The following is a 15,836-nucleotide window of genomic DNA, read 5'->3' as shown; positions in this document are numbered from 1 at the left end:
TGAGTGGGGCGCGTGGAACTCCACGGAACCCGATTCCCGACGATACTGGTGCCGATGATCACACCCAGCCACCAACCGATCCGCGTCGCCGTCGTCGAGGACCAACCGCTGTTCCGGTCGATGCTCGAGCACACGCTCGCTTCTAGCCTGGGGCTGGATGTCGTGGTCGCGACCGGCACGGCGACCGACGCAGCGCGGATGATCCGCCCGGGGCTCGTCGACGTGGTGATCCTGGACATCGACCTGCCCGACGGGAACGGCATCGCTCTGGGCGTGACGCTGCGTCGGCGGATGCCGGAGCTCGGGGTGCTGCTGCTGTCCGCGCACGACGCCATGGACCTGCTGCTCGACCTTCCACCCGACGTCGCGGCAGGGTGGTGCTACCTGTCGAAGAACTCCTCCACCAGCGAGGAGGTGCTCATCGGTGCCGTGAGGGCGGCAGCCGTCGGCAAGACGGTGCTGGACCCTGCGCTGCTGGCGCGGATGACGCCTCGGGCGGGGTCTGCGGTGGCCCGACTGACGGACCGCCAGTACGAGGTGCTGCGTCTGCTCGCCGCGGGCCTGAGCAACGCAGGCATCGGCGACCGATTGGGCATCACCGAGAAGTCTGTACAGAACCACGTGAACGGCATGTACGCGACGCTGGGCATCGACAGCGACCCCCAGCGGAACCCTCGGGTGAGTGCCGCGCTGCGCCTGCTGGAGCAGACCGGCCCCACCGGCTGAACCGGGCCGCTCGCGACCAGGCCGGGTGGGCCATGATCGTGGCATGGCCGAACGCCGGGGCGGCGAACCCGCACCTCTGACCACCAGCACCGTCCGCGGCGAGGACTGGTACGCACGTGACCTCACGGGCCAGACGTTCTCGCGGGTCGAGTTCGTCGACCTCGATCTCACGGAGGCCTTCGGGTCCGGCGCGGTCTTCGAGGAGTGCACCTTCCGGCACGCGAAGTTCAACGCCTCCGTGCACACCGACGCCGCCTTCGTCAGCTGCACGTTCTCGCGGTCGACGTTCTTCGACGCGAGGTTCGAGCGGTGCAAGCTGATCGGCTCGATGTTCGACGGCTGCACGTTCGACATCACGAAGGTCGAGGGCGGCAACTGGTCCTTCGTCGGCCTGCCCGGGGCAGACCTGCACTCCGCGACGTTCACCGGCGTCACGTTGCGCGAGGCCGACCTCACCGGTGTGCGTGCACCGGGCGGCACGCTGCGGGACTGCGACCTCACGTCAGCCTGGCTGCACCGGTCCGACCTGTCCGGGTGCGACCTGCGTGGGAGCCAGCTCGGGGGGATCGACCCCGCGACAGTGAACCTCGACCGCGCCATCATCACTCTCGAGCAGGCTGTCGTGATCATCGAGGCGATGGGCCTGGACCTGCGCACCGAGTAGCCGCGATGGCGGGTGAAATGGGCATTCCGGACATTCCGCACGCGGGCTGGGGCCTATAGCGTCGTCCGGCAGGACCGCACGGACGGTCCGCCAGGGGGCCGGACCATGGGACTGCGCAGACGCCGCCAGACCACGACACCGCCGGAGCCTGAGCCCGAGCCGGAGCCCGAGCCAGCTGCGCCGATCGCACCGCACGTGCTCGAGCTGCGCATCCACGGGATCAACAACACCGCTCCCGCCGTGATGCTCGGCCTCACCGCCGGCCAGGTCGAGCAGGTGGACGGCGACGAGCTCGGCAGCTTCTGGGTGCCGACGGCGGCGGCCGCTGCCGCGACCGAGACGTACCCGAAGGACGACCACCGAAGGGTTCACCCGTGCGTTCGGCGGGAGGCGTACTCCTGGGGTGCGATGTCGCGGCTCTCGGTCGTCCCCGGGTTCGGCGCAGTCAGCGGCACGATCGCCGGCGTCATCCGCGCCCTCTGGGTGGTCATCATCCCGTTCGGTCTCGCCAACGTGGCGTACTGGACCGCCGACCTCAAGGAACCGCTGGGGACCCGCCGAGGATCAGGCGCCGGCGCCCTGGTCCGCCTGTTCGGGCTGACCCTCACGTTGCTCTGGGTGGCCACCGCCGCGACGGTCACGCTGTGGTTCGTCGCCGCACAGTGCTACATCCCCGTACCTGCCGCTGTCGACGGCACGCCCGTCCGGTACGTCCAGGTGTGCTCAGCGCTGCCGTCCGCGATCGACTCCTGGGCGCGCTGGACCCCCGGGTCGCGGGCCGCCGTTCTCTCCCTGGTCGTCGCGCTCGGTGTCGCGACCCTCGGGGCGGTCGGGTCGACGGGCAACGTGAAGTACGAACGTCGTCGCTCCGTGACCGCCGCCAACGGCAGCTCGAACGGCGACACCGAGAAGCCCTACGGGCTGAGCTGGCCGGTCCTGGCACGCCACGGCTTCTGGTCGCACTCGAAGCGGTCCAGCGTCCTGTGGCTGAGCCACCTGGCTGCCGCCTTTGCGCTGCTCAGCCTGGTGCTCGCCTGGCACTACCTCTTCTACGGGACGTCGGCGTGCTGGAAGGGTCCCGGCTTCGGCGCGAACGGTTGTCTGAGCCCGAGCGCCTGGAGGTCGATCGGAGGCGACTCGACCCCGATCTCGGGCGACCCGAAGACCTGGGCCGCTCTCGTCGTCGCCGCGGCAGTCCTGCTCGTCGTCGTGGGTATACGGGTCGCCGTGGTGCGGATCGACCCCGCCGGCGTCCGCGATCATCCGGAGGACACAGACAGCAACGTCCGTCGCTGGCGCGACGCCCTCCTGCTGATCGCCTCCGTCGTGGTGTTCGCCCTCTGCGAGCTGGCGGTGGTGGGCACCCACACCGTCCCGGTCCGGCCGACCCTCGACGACCCGTCGATCGCCATCGTCGGTCTCGATGCCGTCCCGACGGTGCTCGTGGGCATCCTCTTCCTGCTGAGCCTGTGTGCGATCGGGCTGCGTGGACACCTGCCCGCGCTCTACTGGGGCCCGCTCACCGCGGTCGCCGGACTTGCCACGGTGCTCGCGATCTGGTGGCAGGGCACGACGTTCGCGCCGGCCATGTGGGTGGTGGGTTCTATAGCGCTCGCCGCACTGGTCGGCCGGTCCTTGTACAAGAACCGCAAGCAGGCAAACCGCAGAGCGGAAGGCTGGATGGGACGCGCGCCCTTCGTGTTCCTGAGCCTGGCGGCGGGCATCGCGATGGTTCTCAGCGCCGCGACCGTCGCGCTGGTCAGCGCCTGGCTCAACAAGCCGGGTGCGCCCGAGAACGTGGCGATCGACAGCACCCAGCAGGCCACGCTCGACGCCGCGGACGCTCTGCGCAGGCCTGTCCAGGTCCACCTGACGGACCCGGTCACGCTCGACCCCTCACCTGCGCTGAAGGACTTCCAGGTCATCTCCGTGCTCGGCCTGACCGCCTTCATCGTCTTCGTCGTCGTGCTGCTGGTGCACGCGGCTTTCCTGGCTCACAAGACGATCCCCGACGTTCCCTTCGCCGAGAATTCGGTCGACCTCAAGATCCAGCCTGCCCGGCACACCGCGGCCCTCGCCCACCGCGCCGAGCGGATCGTCGGCGTCCTGGCCGTCGTCTTCGTCCTCGAGCTCGCCGCGACACTGGCGCTACGAGCCCTGCGCAGCGAAATCCGGCTCGAAGGCGTCACCCGGAGCGTGTGGGGCACTGTCGAGCAGTGGTCCGGTCCTGCGATCGGGCTCGCGGCAGCCCTGATCGTCGCCAGCGTCGTGCTCGCGGGTTCGAAGCGGTCGTTGACGCGCCCGTGGGGCCTGCTCTGGGACCTCATGTGCTTCCTGCCCCGAGCCGCTCACCCGTTCGCTCCGCCGTGCTACGCCGAGCGCGCAGTCCCCGAGCTGCGCTCCCGCATGGACAGCTGGCTCAACGCTCTCGACGTCGAGGACGAGACCGTCCGCCCCACGGTCACGCCGCACCGGCGGGTCGTCCTGTCGGCCCACAGCCTCGGCGGCGTGCTTGCTGTCGGCGCCCTGCTGGCGCGGTGGGACGCCGTCGGCGGCAAAGGGCCCACCGACCCACGCATCGCCCTGATCACCTACGGCACCCAGCTTCGGGCCTACTTCGGGCGGTTCTTCCCGGAGCTGTTCGGCCCTGACGTCCTGGGCACCCAAGGGGCCAGGGCCAGCCGACCGTGGTTCATCGACCCCTGGGCGTACAAGGCGGGCAAGACGCCCCAGCTGGCGCCCGCTCACCGAGGCCCCCTGACGATCGCCGGTGCGCTGACCGCCACCGGTGAGGAGAACCCGCGCTGGCGCAGCCTGTGGCGGCGGACGGACTTCATCGGCTTCCCGGTCGACAACTACTCCGAGTCGCCCATCGACCGCGTCGCGGCTGAGGAGAACCCGATCTCCTACCTCTTCTCGGTCGAGACCCACTACGACTACCCGCGGGTGCCGCAGTATCGGGAGCAGCTCCAGGAGCTCGTCGACCTGCTCGACCCCGAGCACCGCAAGGCCTGACCGGGAGGGGACGGGCGGTCACCGCCTCGGCCTGCACCACGTCACGGCGTCGAGGCCGTCGGCCACGGCGGTCGACCGGCGAACGGTGGCCTGCTCGTGGCGTCCGCCTCGTGGCGTCCGCCTCGTGGCGTCCGCGAAGCGCGTGCGCAGGCCGTCGCCCCAGGGAGGACGCCGCACTGACGACGAAAGGGCCCCGAAGGGCCCTTCGCCGTACGGAGCCCCCTACCGGATTCGAACCGGTGACCCCCTGTTTACAAGACAGGTGCTCTGGCCAGCTGAGCTAAGGAGGCGGGCGGCCCAAGGATACCCAGCCCGGGCCCCTGGACGAACGTGGGCGCCTCTCCCGCGGGAGGCGCGCCCACGTTCCCGTCAGGTCAGGACTTCGCGGCGTTGACCGCGTCCAGCAGCGCGCCAGGCGTCTGCCAGTTCGTGAACTTCTTCCCGTCGATCAGGACGGTCGGCGTCCCGATCTCACCGATGTCGGTCTGCATCTGGGCGGTCGCGGCCGTGACCCACGGTGCGAAGGTCCGCCACGTGCCCTCGTTCGAGGTCGGGTCGTCGGCCGAGCCGGTCTCGAAGGTGCCGCTCACGGTGTCCGTGAACGAGTCGGCCACGTCCTGCGGCACGCCGACGTCCGTCGCGATCTTGGCGATCTCCGCGTCCGTCCGGCCGGCCGAACCCTCGGCGGGCTGGTCCACGTACATCGCGCTCACGAACTCGGCGAAGTGCTCGGGGTCCTTGTCGGCCACGATCGCCGTGGCGTTCGCGGCCCGGGTCGAGTAGCTCGTGCCGGACGACTTGGAGTCGAGGAACGAGATCGGGTGGTACTCGATCGTCGTGCCGCCGTCCGCCAGCAGGGTGTCGAGGTCCTCGCCGTTGATCTGCTCGAACGTGCCGCAGACCGGGCACATGAAGTCGAAGTAGATCGTGAGGACGACGTCGCCGTCGCCGACGTCACCGACCGCGTCGGCACCGTTCCCGCTCACCGGGATGCCGCCGTTGTCGGCTGCGGGTGCGGGCGCGCTGACGTCGGCGAGCGCGGGAGGGATCACGTCCGCGGCGGTGCCGCCGTAGACGACCTCGGAGTTGGCGCTCTCGTTCGCGTTCTGCTCCGTGACGATCTTCCAGACGATGAAGCCGAGCGCGAGAACGGCGAGGACGAGGACCGCGATGCCGATCAAGCGGGTGCGCTTGGCCTTGCGCTCCTGCTCCTTGCGCATCTGCGCTGCCTTGGCACGGGCTTCGTCGCGCCGGACCGCCTTGGTGGGACGTGGTTCGTTCGTGGGCATGGTGCACTCCAGTGCTGTGGATGGGGTTCGGGGAGGTCAGGCGGCGGCAGGCGGAGGCCCCCGCCGCGCGATGCACCCGACCATCACCCGAGTTCGCGGCACGGGCGGCCGTCCGGCGGGGACGGTCGCCCGGAGGCCGCCGGGCACCGGCGACGCGTCCGTCATGAGCTGCGGCAGGACGGCAACCAGAATCGCCCGCGCCTGCAGCACCGCTCTCACGAGCAGTGCCGACACACCCACGCCGCCCGCGGTGAGGAGCGCGTACCCGACGAGCACCGGCAGCGCGACGCTGAGCAGCAGGACCGCGCCCCGTGACACCCCGCCGAGCCCGTACGAGCCCTCGGGGCAGTCTGTGACGTCCTGCAGCACCGCGAGCCGCAGGCCGAGCGCACCGAACGTGCCACCGGGGCTCACGCAGTCGTGCAGGACCACCCGCCCCTGGGCTGCGACGGTGGCGGTGAACAGCGAGAGCACGCCCAGGGCGGCCAGCGGAAGAACCGACCGGCGTGCACGCGGGAACGCGTCGAGCGCGCGTCCCTGAGCCGTCATGCCGCACAGCGTAGGGCCAGCGCCTGAGGAACCGTCAGGCGCGCGAGCGGCGGACCACCTCGACGTCGAAGCCGAACGACTGCTTCCACTCCCGGGCGAGCCGGTGCCCGGCGTACCGGACGACGCCGCGGAGCCACCACTCCTCCACGTCGATGCCGCGGTGCGCGTCCTCGACGAGCAGCCTCCTGAACCGCGCGTCGATCGCCGCGACCTGCCCGCGCAGCACCGCCGTCTCGGGGAAGCGCGCCAGGGACGGGGCCCGCATCGCCGCCTCCAGCGTGGTGCGGGACATCACCTCGTTGGCGTAGGCGAACTCGTCCTCCCGGTACCCGTGCTCGCACTCCTCGACGAAGCTGGACCACCGCTCGAGCAGTGCCCCGGCGGTGTCGTCGCGCCACAGGCCCCGGCTGCGCACGTACGCGGTGAACTCCGTGTCGAACGCTCCCGGCGGTGCGATCACTTGGCAACCTCGCGCACGAAGAACTCGTACCCCTCGTCGGGCCGGAACCACGCGATGATCACGTCACCGCGATGCACTCCGAGCGTCCCGGTGCGGTGGTCGAACCGGACCACGTCGCCGTTGCTGCGGCGACCCTCGACGACCTGCTCACCACCATGCTCCTGCTGCGTCACCCATGTTCCCGTCCGCCAGCCACCCGGTCAGGCACTCACCCAAAGGGGTGAGCCGCCCGGACGCCAGGGCGGTCCCGCATCGCGAGACTTCGACGGGTCGGACGTCAGCGAGGCCGCCGGGGCCCGGGATCGGCGTGAATCCGGGCTCAGGGCAGGGTCGGCGCCGGGAGCGGCGCCCAGACGATGTCGGAGCCTGTGAGGATCAGTGTGACGAAGATCGCCGAGACGCCGAGCAGGACCGCGATCGCGATGAGAGCACCCTTGCGCCCCGGCGCGACGACGGCGAGCACCCGGCGGGCACCGAGTCGGGTCATGCGCGAGAGCGGCCCCCACCAGATCAGGCACACCCCCACCATCAGGATCGCGGCGACCAGCAGCGTCGCGGTGGTGCCCTGCGGCTCCTCGCCCGACGCGGACCCCGAGATCGTCCAGTGCCCCTCGCCGATGAGCCATCCCGAGACGCCCAGCAGGATCACCACGACGCTGCTGGCGACCAGGAGTGAGGGCAGGAGGCCCAGCAGCGAGCGCACGAGGTGCCACGGTCCGGTGGCGACCGCTCGCGCGTGGTCGGAGCGACGGACGCCGACACGCTCGCGATGGGCGTGCATCGACTCGACGCTCGACCCGATGGTCCGGATGGCGACGACGATCACCAGGAACGCGATCAGGGTGATGCCTGGGTAGATCGCGCCGGCAGAACCGATCAGCACCGCGAACGCGAGGAGCGTCCCCCAGCGACGCCGTGCCGGCGGGCGGACGTACCCCGACCCCTCAGGCCCGACCCCCTCGGACGCGTCGAGGTCCTCCTCGATCCAGTCGACGCCTTCCTCGTCCAGCTCCTCGCCGTCGTCCAGCTCCTCGCCGTCGTCCAGCTCCTCGCCGTCGTAGAGGTCCTGCTCGTCCGGCGCGACACCCGCACCAGGGTCGAACGGGCGCGTCAGCCCGTCGCTCGCCGCGGCGCCGGCCGAGACTCCGGACGCCGCAGCACCAGGACCCACAGCACCGGCGGCAAGGACGACGGTGGCCGGCTCGACGCCCAGCAGAGCCGTTGCTGCAGCGTCCTGCGGGGCGACTGCGGTCGTCGCGTCGTCGTCGAGCACCGGCTCGCCCTCTGCCACCACCAGGGTCAGAGCCGCGACGACGTCGTCCGGGCTGGTCCGCTGCCCGGCGTCCGGGGCCAGTGCCCTCCTCAGCGCGGCGGCCGTCAGCGGCCCGACACCGTCGACGTCCACCTCGCCGGAGCGTGCCCGTGCGAGCACAGCCTCGAGCGGGCGGGTGCCGAACGGCGGACGACCTGTGGCCGCGAACGCGAGCACGGCGGCCCAGCCCCAGAAGTCGGATGCGGCGCTCGGCTCCTCACCGTCGAGCAGCTCGGGGGCCAGGTACCCGGGAGTCCCGATGACCAGACCCGTCGCCGTCATCGGCGAGTCACCGGTGGCCTGCGCGATGCCGAAGTCGATCAGCACCGGGCCGTCGTCGGTGACGAGCACGTTGGACGGTTTGAGGTCCCGGTGGACGACGCCCGCACCGTGCACGGCGACGAGCGTGTCGCGCAGCCCTTCGGCGAGATCGAGCAGGTCCTCGGCGTCCAGCGGCCCCCGCTCGCGGACGTGCTCCTCGAGGTTGTCGCCGTGGATGAGCTGGGTCACCAGGAACGCCTCGGTGGAGTCGGCCTCGGCATCGAGGATCGCCGCGACGCCGGGGTGACGGAGCTTCTGCAGTGCCACGACCTCACGACGCAGACGCGCCCTCGCAGCGGCATCCGTACCGATGTTCGTGTGCAGCAGCTTCAGGGCGACTGCGTCACCGGCTCCGTCGACGGCCCGGTACACGGTCCCCATGCCACCTTGCCCGAGCGGCGCCACGACGGTGTATCCACCGATCTCCGAACCCGGTGCCAGTCCGATCCGCTCCATCCGTGCACGGTACGGCGAGCGCACGCCGCGGGCACCGCGACGCGCTGCCGACCGGGGGCCACGCGTCCGACGGTCTGCTGCGTGAGGTCACCGCCTCCCGGCCGATGGCATCCTTGACTGGGTCGGCCTGTGCGCGGAGCGCATCACCCAGCGGAGTGCGTGGTCACCAAGCGGAGTGCAAGGTCACCAAGCGAGTAGAGGGCGAAGGAGCGGACCATGGCTGCACGAGCGCTGGGCCCGCGGGGGGCGGCCGTGATCGCCGGCGCGCTCGTCCTGGGGCTCGTCGCCATCTGGGTCGTGGCGAGCAGTCTCAGCGATGCGGAGGACTCCGCTGGCCCTCCAGGTGACCGAACCGGCGCCGTCCGTCGCGAGCTCCGGGACGGTCCTGCGAAGAACGCGATCCTCCTGATCGGCGACGGCATGGGCGACTCGGAGATCACCATCGCGCGCAACTACGCGCTCGGGGCGGCTGGACGGTTCGAGGGCATCGACGCACTGCCGCTGACGGGGCAGTACACGACCTACTCGCTCGACAAGACAGACGGCAAACCGGACTACGCGACCGACTCAGCCGCCTCAGGCACCGGTTGGGCCACCGGGACCAAGACGTACAACGGAGCTGTCTCGGTCGACATCGAGGGAACCCCTCAGCGCACGCTCCTGGAGATCGCCCGGGCGAACGGCCTGCGCACCGGCGATGTGAGCACCGCCGAGCTCCAGGACGCGACGCCTGCGGTTCTGGTCGCGCACGTGACCTACCGCGGCTGCTACGCCCCGGCGATCACCACGACGGCGTGCCCGACGAATGCTCTCGAGAACGGCGGCCTCGGCTCCATCACGGAGCAGCTGATCAGCAACCGCCCCGACGTCGCGCTCGGGGGCGGTGCGACCTCGTTCGACGAGCCCGCCGTCGCCGGGCCGTGGGCCGGCAAGTCCTTGCTCCAGCAAGCGAAGGACCGCGGGTTCCAGGTCGTCACAGATGCCGCCGGCCTTGCCCGTGTCACCCACGCCGACCCGTCTGCCCCGCTTCTCGGCCTCTTTGCGCCAGGCACCATGGCGACCCACTGGGTCGGCCCGCTCGCGACGCACACGGGCGGCACGGAACCACCGGTCACGTGCTCGATCAACCCGGACTACGTCGCCTCGTCGCCAAGCCTGGCTGCGATGACGACCAAGGCGATCGATCTCCTCAAGGAGGGCGACACGGGGTTCTTCCTCCAGGTCGAAGGCGCGAGCATCGACAAGCAGGACCATGCCGCGAACCCGTGCGGACAGATCGGCGAGACCGTCGACCTGGACGAGGCGGTGCAGGTCGCCCTCGCCTTCGCGAAGCAGGACGGCAACACGCTCGTCGTCCTGGCCGCGGACCACGGTCAGTCGAGCCAGATCGTCTACCCGAACACCACGACCCCGGGTCTGACCAGAACGCTGCTCACCGCGGACGGGAAGCCGATGACGGTCGCCTACGGCACGGCCGACACCGGCGAAGCGCAGGACCACACCGGCACCCAGGTGCGTATCGCCGCTTACGGCCCTTACGCAGGCAACGTCGTCGGGCTCACGGATCAGACGGAGCTGTTCGGAACCATCCGGGACGCATTGCGCCTCGACGCGACCGCGCCCTAGCCCACGCCGAGCGGCGCGTGGTCGACGTGCACCGATAAGGTCGACCGGAATCCGAGGAGTTGATGAGGTGCCATCCGACGTGCCCGGCTACGACTTTGTGGTCATCGCGAACCGACTGCCGGTTGACGTCTCGCTCGACGACGCAGGCGAACCCACCTGGACCCGATCCCCCGGCGGACTGGTCACGGCGCTCGCACCGGTCATGGCGAGCACGTCGGGCGCCTGGGTGGGCTGGGGCGGCGCCGCGGACCTCGAGCTGGACCCGTTCGACGTGGACGGCACCGAGCTCATACCAGTGGTGCTCAGCGAGGACGACCTCGAGCAGTTCTACGAGGGCTTCTCGAACGACACGCTCTGGCCGCTGTACCACGACGTCATCGCGTCACCGGCGTTCCACCGCCCGTGGTGGGACGCGTACCAGCGGGTCAACCGGCGGTTCGCCCAGGCTGCCGCGGACCAGGCCGCGCAGGGTGCGACCGTCTGGGTGCACGACTACCAGCTGCAGCTCGTCCCGAGGATGTTGCGCGAGCTCCGGCCGGACCTGCGGATCGGCTACTTCCACCACATCCCGTTCCCTCCGCTCGAGATCTTCGCGCAGCTGCCCTGGCGCAAGCAGGTGGTCGAGGGTCTGCTCGGTGCAGACCTCGTCGGCTTCCAGCGCGCCGGCGACGCAGCGAACTTCGTGCGCGTGGTGCGTCGTTTCACGGATCTCACCACGCGCGGCCAGGTCATCACGCTCACGGACGCGAACGGTGCCGTGGACCGGCACGTGCGTGCCGCCGCCTTCCCCATCTCGATCGACTCGCACGGTTTCGACGACCTCGCCCGCACCGACGAGGTCAAGGAGCGCGCCCGGCAGATCCGTCACGAGCTGGGTGACCCCGAGTTCCTGCTGCTCGGTGTGGACCGCCTCGACTACACCAAGGGCATCCGGCACCGGATCAAGGCGTACGGCGAGCTGCTCAGCGAGGAGCGACTCTCACCGCAGAGCACCACGTTGGTGCAGGTCGCAAGCCCGAGCCGGGAGAACGTGGGTGCGTACCAGCAGCTGCGCGACGACGTGGAGCTGCTGGTGGGTCGCATCAACGGGGACTACGGGCAGGTGGGTCACGCGCCCGTCCAGTACCTGCACCAGTCGTTCCCGATGGAGGAGATGGCGGCCCTCTACCTCGCCGCCGACGTCATGCTGGTGACGGCGCTGCGGGACGGGATGAACCTCGTCGCCAAGGAGTACGTCGCCGCGCGTTCCGACGACCGCGGTGCGCTCGTGCTGTCGGAGTTCACGGGCGCCGCCGACGAGCTGACCGGGGCCGTGCTGGTCAACCCGCACGACATCGACGGGATGAAGGACGCGATCACGTACGCCGTGCACATGGACGCGCGCGACTCGCGCAAGCGGATGCGGAGCCTACGGCGGCGTGTGCTCGGGCACGATGTCGTGGCGTGGTCGCAGGACTTCCTCTCCGCCCTGAACGCCGTGCCGATCGGAGGTCCCGGTGTCTCTGGATGACGCTCTGAGAACCCTCGCCGCAGACGGTGACCGGCGTCCCGTGCTCGTCGCGCTCGACTTCGACGGCACGCTCGCTCCCCTGCAGGACGACCCGGCAGCCTCGCGGATCCTGCCCGAGGGCGTCGAGGCACTGGCCAGGCTCGCCGCCTCCGACGGGGTCTCGCTCGCCCTGGTCTCAGGGCGGGCGATGAACGACCTGCACACCCTCGCCGAGGTACCCGCCGGAACCTTCCTGATCGGAAGCCACGGCGCCGAGCGGGCACGCGTCACGACGTTCGGGCTGGACCGCGACGTGGTCCAGCTCTCGGACGAGCAGGCCGACCGGCTCGCGAGCCTGGGAGCCCAGGCGCTGCGTATCGCTCGTGGCCGCGACGGCGTCTGGGTGGAGACCAAGCCCACGGCGGTGGTCGTGCACACCCGCCTGGCGCAGGACGACGTGGCTGGCCCGGCCGAGGAGGAGGCGGTCGCCCTCGGGGAGCAGCTCGGGTCAGGGGTGCTGCACGGCAAGGACGTCGTGGAGATCTCCGTGCTGCCGGCCAGCAAGGGTGACGCGCTGGTCGCGCTCCGCGACGAGCTGGGCTCGTCCGTGGTGCTCTACGCGGGTGACGACGTGACGGACGAGCACGCGTTCGAGGCACTGCGCCCGGGCGACGTCGCCGTCAAGGTGGGCGAGGGCGCGACGGTCGCCGGCTTCCGGGTCGACACCCCACAGGACCTGATCGCGGCCCTCGGGACGTTCGCGGACGCGATCTAGACCGCTGGCTCGCGCCCCGGGCGAGGCGTACCGTCCGCCTCATGACCGATCGGATGCGTGAGGTCGAGCTCGTCGAAGGCGTCGATGAGCCCGTCTCCCTGCATCCGCGGCGTCACGCGACCGACGGCGCGACCCTGGCGGACGCCGACGGCGGCGAGGACGTCCTCGTCGCGCGGTCCTGGGCACGGCGCAACGCACGCTGGCTCCTGCCCACGGCTGCGGTCGCGGTGCTCGTCCTCGTCGGGACCCAGCTCGTCGCCGACGCACGCGAGCGCTCGCGGGTCGCTGCGCTCGGCGAGATCCCGGGCGTCGTCCCACCCACGGGACCGGACATCGGTGTGATCTGGCGCGCCGACCCCACGCTCGCCACCGTGCTGCAGGGCGGGACGTCCGTCGGCGGCCTGCTGGTGGGCGGCGTACCGTCCGGCACGAGCGACGTCGACCTGGTGGCGCTGGACCCCGACACGGGTTCCGTCCGCTGGACCACACCCGTCGAGCTGCCCCCGGTGCACCTGACGTCCGGGGGGAGCCAGGCCAGGTCGTCGGTGAGCTGCGTGCCGGTCGAGCACGACGACCGCGAGCTGGCGGGCTGCCGGTCCGAGCGGTACGGCGAGGACATCGTGGGTCTGCCCGACTCGGCCGCCTGGGTCGTGGACCCCGCCGACGGCTCGATCATCTCGCAGGTCGTGGTGCCCGGGGGCACGGGTGCGGCTTTCACGAGCCACGCCCTGGTGGTGACTGACCGGGTGGCCGCGGACGGGTCCGGGCCGGCCCCGGCTGACGCCGCGTCGGTCCGCTGGCGGGCCACCGCTACCGACGTCGGCTCGGGCGAGACGCTCTGGACCTACACGACCCCCGTGGTCGATGCGTCGAACCCGCAGGAGGACCTGGCGGCGCCCGACGCCACGGACGGCGCGTCTGTGGAGTCGTTCGGCGACTCGCTCGTCCTCGGCGCAGCGGACCGGGCATGGATCCTGGCTGACGACGGACGCCTGCTCCGGGACGTGGAGCTGCCCCCCGGCACGTGGATCCAGGGCTCGCGCAGCGGCACCTTCATCGCGGCCTCCTACGCCTCGCCGGACACGTACGACGGGACGCTCCTGCTGCCCGACGGCGCCGCCGTCCCGATCAGTGAGGCCGCGGGCTGGCTGTCGGTCGACGACGGCTCAGCACCGGAGATCGTCCTCACCTTCGGCCAGGGACCTACCGGCGCGACAGGGTTCACCGGGCGCTCCACGACGAACGGCGACGTCGTGTGGCACCGCGACGAGCCGGTGACGGCCGGGCTCCTGCTCGACGGCGTGCTGTACGTGCTGACAGGCCAGGAGCTGCTGGCCCTCGACGCCGGCACGGGTCGCACCCGGTGGTCCACCGCGCTCGCTGTGCAGCCGCAGCAGCTGTCCACCGACGGCCGGTACCTGCTGGTTCCCGGTCTCGGCGTCACGCTGAGCGCGTTCGCGATGGGTGACGGTGCGCTCGAGTGGACCACGGACCTGCGCGACGAGGTGGCCGGCGACCGCGACCCGGTCTACATCCAGGGCTTCCAGACGATGTGGCACGATCCCCGGCTGTACGTCTGGATGGACGACGGCGCCGTTGCCGTCCTGGGATGACCCCGGCGACATGAGCGGCGGGCCGAGGACGACCGACCACCTGCGACTCCTCGCAGTCGAGGAGGCGGAGGCGCCGACCGATGCGCCGGACGTGGTCGCGGCTCCCCGGGCGTGGATCCGGCGGCGCACACCGTGGCTCGTCGCCGCCACCGTGCTCGCCGTGCTTGCGCTGGTCGGTGCGCAGGCCGCGCTCGACCTGCGTGACCGGCACCGGCTCGCCGACCTGGCCGCGGTTCCCGGCGTGCTGCAGCCGCTGCCCGAGCGCGTCCACGCCGTGTGGCGGTGGACACCGGTCACGTCGGCCTCGCTCGTCGCGGGGGACACCGCGAGCCGGTGGGCGATCGGGGCCCGGTACCAGCAGGGCGTCGTCGAGCTGCGCGGAACCGACCCGGACACGGGGGCGGTCCTGTGGACAACGCCGTTCCCGATCGACGACGCGTTGCCCGTGGAGGACCGGGGCGGGTTCCCGTCGGTGTGGGTGCGGTGCGCGACCGTGTCCCCGGCGCCCCGAGCCCAGACGGTGTGTGGCGCTGACCTCGCCGGCCCCGGTGAGGTGGTCGGGGTGCCCCTCCTCGTCCTCGACCCGACCGACGGTGCCGTACTGGCACGCCAGGTGCTCACCGCCGGATCCCTGTGGACCGTCGACGGTGGCCACCTCCTGGTCGCCCGACCGGTCGCCGACGACGTCACCCGCACCCACTGGGAGGTGCGTGCAACCGATCCCGCCACCGGGGCGGGCGTCTGGGACAGCAGCACCCGACCTGTGAGGCTCACCGGGCCGGTGCGCGTCGGGGGCGTCACGATCGACCCTGAGGCAGCTCTGACGAACGACGGCGACCGCATCCTGCTCGCCGCCGGCGGGCACGCCTGGTTGTGGTCCCCCGACGGGACCGGGCACCGGGACGTGCAGATCAGCCCGGAGGGTGTGACGCGGCTCGGTCGGGGGGGCACGCTCGTGTGGACACCGTTCCAGAGCCTCGGCCTCTCCGTCGGCGTGCTCGTCACGGACGGCGGTCGGCAGGTGCCGATCGACGGCGTCCAGGCAGAGCTCACGATCGACGACGGCAGCGCACCCGGGGTCGTGCTGCTCCGCACGCGCGCGGAGGGTGCCGCCCTCGTTGCGCGCGACGCCGGTACCGGCAGAGAGCTCTGGCGCGCGGGAGGCAGCGTCGGCCCGGTGATCGTGCTCGACGGCAGCGTCGTGGCCGCAGGCCCGTCCGCGGTGGTGGCGCGCGACGCCAGGACCGGGGAGGTGCGCTGGCGCACCCGGCTCGACGCCGAACCTGTCTACCTCGGTGCCGATCCGCGCCACGTCGTCGTGCTCACCGGCGACGAGAAGCTGCGGGTGCTGGACCTGGGCGACGGGCACGTCGCGGGCACCGCAGACGTCGGCGCCCTGTTCGGCGCCGACCCGGGGGACCTCGACCACGCAGAGGAGGTCGGTGGGCGCCTGCTGGTCATGTTCCGGAGCGGCTCCGCCATGGCCATCGGCTGACCGCGCAGCACTGGGCCTTACGTGTGACCGACGTCACCTCTCGGGG

Annotated in this window: 13 protein-coding genes and 1 tRNA gene; 8 read left to right on the top strand and 6 right to left on the bottom strand. The window is 71.4% G+C overall.

Annotation, left to right across the window (positions count from 1 at the left end; genetic code table 11):
* The first annotated feature begins 54 nt into the window (after positions 1-54).
* The 3 genes from N553_RS0108985 (at position 55) to N553_RS0108975 (ending at position 4,405) form a co-directional block, all read left to right on the top strand.
* Positions 55-726, top strand: coding sequence for a response regulator transcription factor (locus N553_RS0108985; protein ID WP_028046235.1), 672 nt, complete (start codon positions 55-57; stop codon positions 724-726).
* A gap of 43 nt (positions 727-769) precedes the next feature.
* Positions 770-1,390, top strand: coding sequence for a pentapeptide repeat-containing protein (locus tag N553_RS0108980; RefSeq protein ID WP_028046234.1), 621 nt, complete (start codon positions 770-772; stop codon positions 1,388-1,390).
* Positions 1,391-1,495: 105 nt separating this feature from the next.
* A complete protein-coding gene (locus N553_RS0108975) occupies positions 1,496-4,405 on the top strand; it encodes a hypothetical protein (RefSeq protein ID WP_028046233.1) in 2,910 nt (969 codons plus the stop codon).
* A 216-nt stretch (positions 4,406-4,621) separates the two neighbouring features.
* Here N553_RS0108975 and N553_RS0108970 read toward each other — a convergent pair.
* The 6 genes from N553_RS0108970 to N553_RS0108945 form a co-directional block, all read right to left on the bottom strand.
* A tRNA-Thr gene (locus tag N553_RS0108970) sits at positions 4,622-4,695 on the bottom strand.
* An 84-nt stretch (positions 4,696-4,779) separates the two neighbouring features.
* Positions 4,780-5,694, bottom strand: a complete 915-nt coding sequence (locus N553_RS0108965; protein ID WP_028046232.1) for a thioredoxin domain-containing protein — start codon at positions 5,692-5,694, stop codon at positions 4,780-4,782.
* A gap of 36 nt (positions 5,695-5,730) precedes the next feature.
* Entirely contained in the window at positions 5,731-6,243 is a 513-nt protein-coding gene (locus tag N553_RS0108960) for a hypothetical protein (protein ID WP_028046231.1), read from the bottom strand.
* 34 nt (positions 6,244-6,277) lie between these two features.
* Positions 6,278-6,703: a hypothetical protein gene (locus N553_RS0108955; protein ID WP_051639937.1), complete on the bottom strand. Its 426-nt coding sequence runs from the start codon at positions 6,701-6,703 to the stop codon at positions 6,278-6,280.
* Positions 6,700-6,876: a hypothetical protein gene (locus N553_RS25040; RefSeq protein ID WP_156043750.1), complete on the bottom strand. Its 177-nt coding sequence runs from the start codon at positions 6,874-6,876 to the stop codon at positions 6,700-6,702. The genes N553_RS0108955 and N553_RS25040 overlap by 4 nt, the downstream gene beginning before the upstream one ends.
* A 146-nt stretch (positions 6,877-7,022) precedes the next feature.
* A complete protein-coding gene (locus N553_RS0108945; protein ID WP_028046229.1) occupies positions 7,023-8,792 on the bottom strand; it encodes a serine/threonine-protein kinase in 1,770 nt (589 codons plus the stop codon).
* Between the two features lie 216 nt (positions 8,793-9,008).
* Here N553_RS0108945 and phoA point away from each other — a divergent pair, with 216 nt between their 5' ends.
* The 5 genes from phoA to N553_RS0108920 all read left to right on the top strand — a co-directional run bounded on the left by phoA (position 9,009) and on the right by N553_RS0108920 (position 15,790).
* A complete protein-coding gene (gene phoA / locus N553_RS0108940) occupies positions 9,009-10,418 on the top strand; it encodes an alkaline phosphatase (RefSeq protein ID WP_051639935.1) in 1,410 nt (469 codons plus the stop codon).
* A 67-nt stretch (positions 10,419-10,485) separates the two neighbouring features.
* A complete protein-coding gene (locus tag N553_RS0108935) occupies positions 10,486-11,928 on the top strand; it encodes a trehalose-6-phosphate synthase (protein ID WP_028046227.1) in 1,443 nt (480 codons plus the stop codon).
* Positions 11,915-12,682 carry a trehalose-phosphatase gene (gene otsB / locus N553_RS0108930; protein WP_028046226.1) on the top strand — a complete coding sequence of 256 codons (768 nt, stop codon included), beginning with the start codon at positions 11,915-11,917 and terminating at the stop codon, positions 12,680-12,682. The genes N553_RS0108935 and otsB overlap by 14 nt, the downstream gene beginning before the upstream one ends.
* A 41-nt stretch (positions 12,683-12,723) precedes the next feature.
* Positions 12,724-14,295: a PQQ-binding-like beta-propeller repeat protein gene (locus N553_RS0108925; protein WP_028046225.1), complete on the top strand. Its 1,572-nt coding sequence runs from the start codon at positions 12,724-12,726 to the stop codon at positions 14,293-14,295.
* A 10-nt stretch (positions 14,296-14,305) separates the two neighbouring features.
* Complete coding sequence (locus N553_RS0108920; RefSeq protein ID WP_028046224.1) at positions 14,306-15,790, top strand: PQQ-binding-like beta-propeller repeat protein; 1,485 nt, start codon at positions 14,306-14,308, stop codon at positions 15,788-15,790.
* The last annotated feature ends 46 nt before the right edge of the window (positions 15,791-15,836 follow it).

Source organism: Cellulomonas sp. URHE0023 (assembly GCF_000688475.1).
Classification (GTDB): domain Bacteria; phylum Actinomycetota; class Actinomycetes; order Actinomycetales; family Cellulomonadaceae; genus Cellulomonas.
The sequence above is the reverse complement of the archived record's forward strand: the minus strand, read 5'-3'. Positions and strand labels throughout refer to the sequence as shown.